Below are 3,421 nucleotides of genomic sequence, written 5' to 3' on the forward strand. Positions count from 1 at the left end.
CATCGAAACCAATTCAGGGCTATTGAAAGGTGATTATATTCTTAAAACTGCTTCCGGATTTGGTGGGTGTAATGCTGCCATCCTCTTGGCAAAATCACAACCCAATCCGACCGATTTTCATCCTATCCGAACCGAAATTCCTCCGATCCGGTTCTCCGTTCAAATAGAACCTGGCTCCATTTCTTTTAATAACCAACTACTATTTTCCGAACCATTATCAGAAGGAGTCGATGCTTGGCTTAACCTCGCATTCAGAACCCTAACGCCCGGTTACCTCAAGTTTTTCAAAATGGATAAATTGTCCAAACTGGGTTTCCTGGCCATGAGTTTGGCAATGCGCGATTTTCCACTATTGGAGAAGTATAAATCCGAAGAAATTGCCCTCGTTTTCGCCAATTCAAGCTCTTCGCTCGATACTGATTTACTTCATCAGTCCAGCCTAAACGATAAATCAAACTATTTTCCCAGTCCTGCTGTTTTTGTTTATACCCTTCCCAATATCGTGATGGGTGAAGTAGCAATTAAATTTGGAATAAAAGGTGAAAACATCTTCCTTCTTTCTGAGTCGTTTTCAGAACTAAATCTTCGTACCCAGTGCGAATTGCTTTTTTCTCAAACGGACACCAAACTGGCAATTGTGGCTTGGATTGAACTTCTAAACGATAATTTTATCTGTAAACTTGGAATCTGCGAAAAACCTTTCGGAATCTAACTTACTTTTGCACCCCTTAAATTAAAATTTACCATGAATAAGGAAGAACTTATTGAGCAACTAAAAGTACAAATTATTGAGGTATTGAATCTCGATGGAATCTCCGGTGCCGACATTGATGCAGAGGCGCCTTTGTTTGTTGAAGGCCTTGGTTTAGACTCCATCGATGCCTTGGAACTAATCGTTTTGCTAGAGAAAGAATACGGTGTAAAAATTGAAAATTCAGCCGATGCTAGAAAGATATTTTCTTCCGTTAGCAACATCGCCCAATATATTTTGGATAATAAAAAATAAGTAATCTTCCTGAATGTCGATTTCTGTTTTTATGATTTGGCGGGTCCCATTCGCCACAAAAAATTCAGGAAACTCCATCAGTAACGATAGGCTCATGGTCGGGCTATCGGCTGTAGTCCCATCACCGAAAGGGTTCGGTGTTGGGAGCTACTTGCCTCTATCCCTACCCGGACCGAACCCCAACCTTTTCTATTCCATCCAACTTGAATTAATTCCTTAAACCTTTTTGTTTTGAAAATTTTTATAACCGGCATAGGCGTTATTTCTCCAATTGGAACCAATGTTCCTCAAACCTTGGAATCATTTAAACATTCTAAAGCCGGAATTGCCGATTTTCAAATTCTAAATACGCGTCACCAAGGTCAACTTCCTGTTGCAGAAGTTAAATTCTCCAACGAAGAACTTGCTAAAATGGGTGGTGTAGACCCAAAAGATGGTTTCTCTCGTACTGCTTTATTGGCCGTTATCGCTGCTAAAGAAGCTGTAAAAGATGCCGGAATCCTAGAAATTTCTGAAGAAAAAACAGGTCTTATTTCTGCCAATACCGTGGGAGGAATGGGAACTTCCGAAAACCATTATAAATCCTTTTTAGACTACACCAAAACCGGTGACTTCTTACGCTACATCGATACCCACGACTGCGGGGAAAGCACTGAACGTATTGCCGATTCCCTCGGAATTACCGATTACCTGGCAACCATCAGTACGGCTTGCTCTTCATCTGCTAATAGCCTGATGTTTGGAGCCAAATTAATTGAGAATGGTATCGTGGATAGGGTAGTGGCCGGTGGAGCAGATTCTCTGTGCCGCTTCACTCTAAATGGGTTCAACACCTTAATGATTCTCGATAAACAGGAATGCAGGCCTTATGATAAGGACAGACAAGGATTAAACTTGGGCGAAGGTGCCGGTTTTGTAGTTTTAGAATCAGAAGCCCTTGTAAAGAAATACAACAAAAAGCCTTATGCAGAGCTTAAAGGATATGCCAATGCCTGCGATGCCTATCACCAAACAGCTTCTTCTCCCGATGGTGCAGGCGCTTACGCTGCCATGAAACAAGCTATTGATATGGCCGGATTAAATCCTTCCGATATCGATTACATTAACCTGCATGGAACAGCAACCCTCATCAACGACCAAAGTGAAGGTAGAGCCGTTCAGAATTTATTTGGTGACCAGGTTCCTTATGCAAGTAGTACCAAATCCTTTACCGGACATACCTTAGGTGCTGCCGGTGGAATTGAAGCGGTTTTTAGTTGCTTAGCCATACGTAATGGAATGGTTTTTCCTAACCTGCGTTTCTCTGAAAGAATTGAGGACTTGCGATTTGAACCTGTCAAAAAGCTATTAGAAAATGTGGAGATTTCCTCTGTTCTAAGTAATTCCTTTGGATTTGGAGGTAATAACTCCGCCCTTTTGTTTACTAAACCCGAGTAAAATTTACTCCTTTACAAATCGCTGACTTAGGGGTGATTGGTTGGCAAGGTTTCCTAGTTTTACCAAGTAAATACCTGCTTTTAATTGACTAATGTCCAGCTTAATAAAACTTTGATGAGGATACAAGGTGGTTTGCATTACCATTCTGCCTTGTGTATCAACCAACATCACATTCCATTCTTCCGGATGACTCAGCTTTTCTACATCAATAGTAAGTATGTCCCTGGTTGGATTAGGAGAAATGACAAATCCGGGTTTTTTGTTTTCTTTATCTTTAACGGCTAGCATGGTTTCTGACCAGCCCAAACAATATTCTCCTTTTTTTAAGTGCTCCACCTGTATGTTTCCTCTTTTATCGGAAGTACTGGCTCCTTTGTTCAAGGTAAATCCATCTACCACAGTCCAATTGCTACCTCTGTTCGGCCTATACATTAATCGTAGATAATTTTCACTTCCGGTAATAAAGGTATTGTCCTGATAACCAACTGTTGTGCTGGTTGTACCATCGTAAAAGAATTTAGCTTTTGCCAGGAATGTAGTATCCCAGGAACCATTAACAGTCCAATAATGGTAATCGGATAATTTAGTAATTCCATTGGGCAAATCAAGGGTGTCGGGTGCGACAAAATGATGTTCCACCCGAACCAAAACCGAATCAGCAGAGGCCTGATCAACTACCAAGGTACAATTGGTTTCTAAAAACACATGGCTCCCTGTAGATTTAATTTTCTTTTCATAATCCACCACGGCATCACTCATTTCTTCATTTCTGTCAATAGCTAACATAGTAGGGGGTAGGGCAACCTCTATACTGAAATGATTCTGAAGGCTATCAATTAAAAAACTATGTTCCTCAGTTACATGGCTTCCATTGTAAAAAGCAATTTTTACCGGCATTCGAATAAGGTGGTTATTGGCTAAGCCTTGTTGACTGGTATAAATATCTACCTTCCAGGCATTTAATGGTATGGCACTAAC

The 3,421-nt window shown here is 40.7% G+C and carries 4 protein-coding genes; 3 read left to right on the forward strand and 1 reads right to left on the reverse strand.

The window, feature by feature from the left end:
* From K1X82_15195 to K1X82_15205, 3 genes are all read left to right on the forward strand, one after another.
* Positions 1–712 (forward strand): hypothetical protein (locus K1X82_15195; protein ID MBX7183456.1); only part of this gene is annotated, 712 nt, incomplete at its 5' end.
* A 33-nt stretch (positions 713–745) separates the two neighbouring features.
* Positions 746–1,006, forward strand: coding sequence for an acyl carrier protein (locus K1X82_15200; protein ID MBX7183457.1), 261 nt, complete (start codon positions 746–748; stop codon positions 1,004–1,006).
* A gap of 231 nt (positions 1,007–1,237) precedes the next feature.
* Positions 1,238–2,443 carry a beta-ketoacyl-[acyl-carrier-protein] synthase family protein gene (locus tag K1X82_15205; protein MBX7183458.1) on the forward strand — a complete coding sequence of 402 codons (1,206 nt, stop codon included), beginning with the start codon at positions 1,238–1,240 and terminating at the stop codon, positions 2,441–2,443.
* 3 nt (positions 2,444–2,446) lie between these two features.
* Here K1X82_15205 and K1X82_15210 read toward each other — a convergent pair.
* A partial coding sequence (locus K1X82_15210) for a T9SS type A sorting domain-containing protein (GenBank protein ID MBX7183459.1) occupies positions 2,447–3,421 on the reverse strand: 975 nt, incomplete at its 5' end.

This window comes from Bacteroidia bacterium (assembly GCA_019695265.1).
In the GTDB taxonomy this organism is placed as follows: domain Bacteria; phylum Bacteroidota; class Bacteroidia; order JAIBAJ01; family JAIBAJ01; genus JAIBAJ01.

Coding starts and splice junctions, on each gene's coding strand:
- K1X82_15200 (MBX7183457.1), top strand. CDS start 746: ATGAATAAGGAAGAACTTATTGAGCAACTAAAAGTACAAATTATTGAG.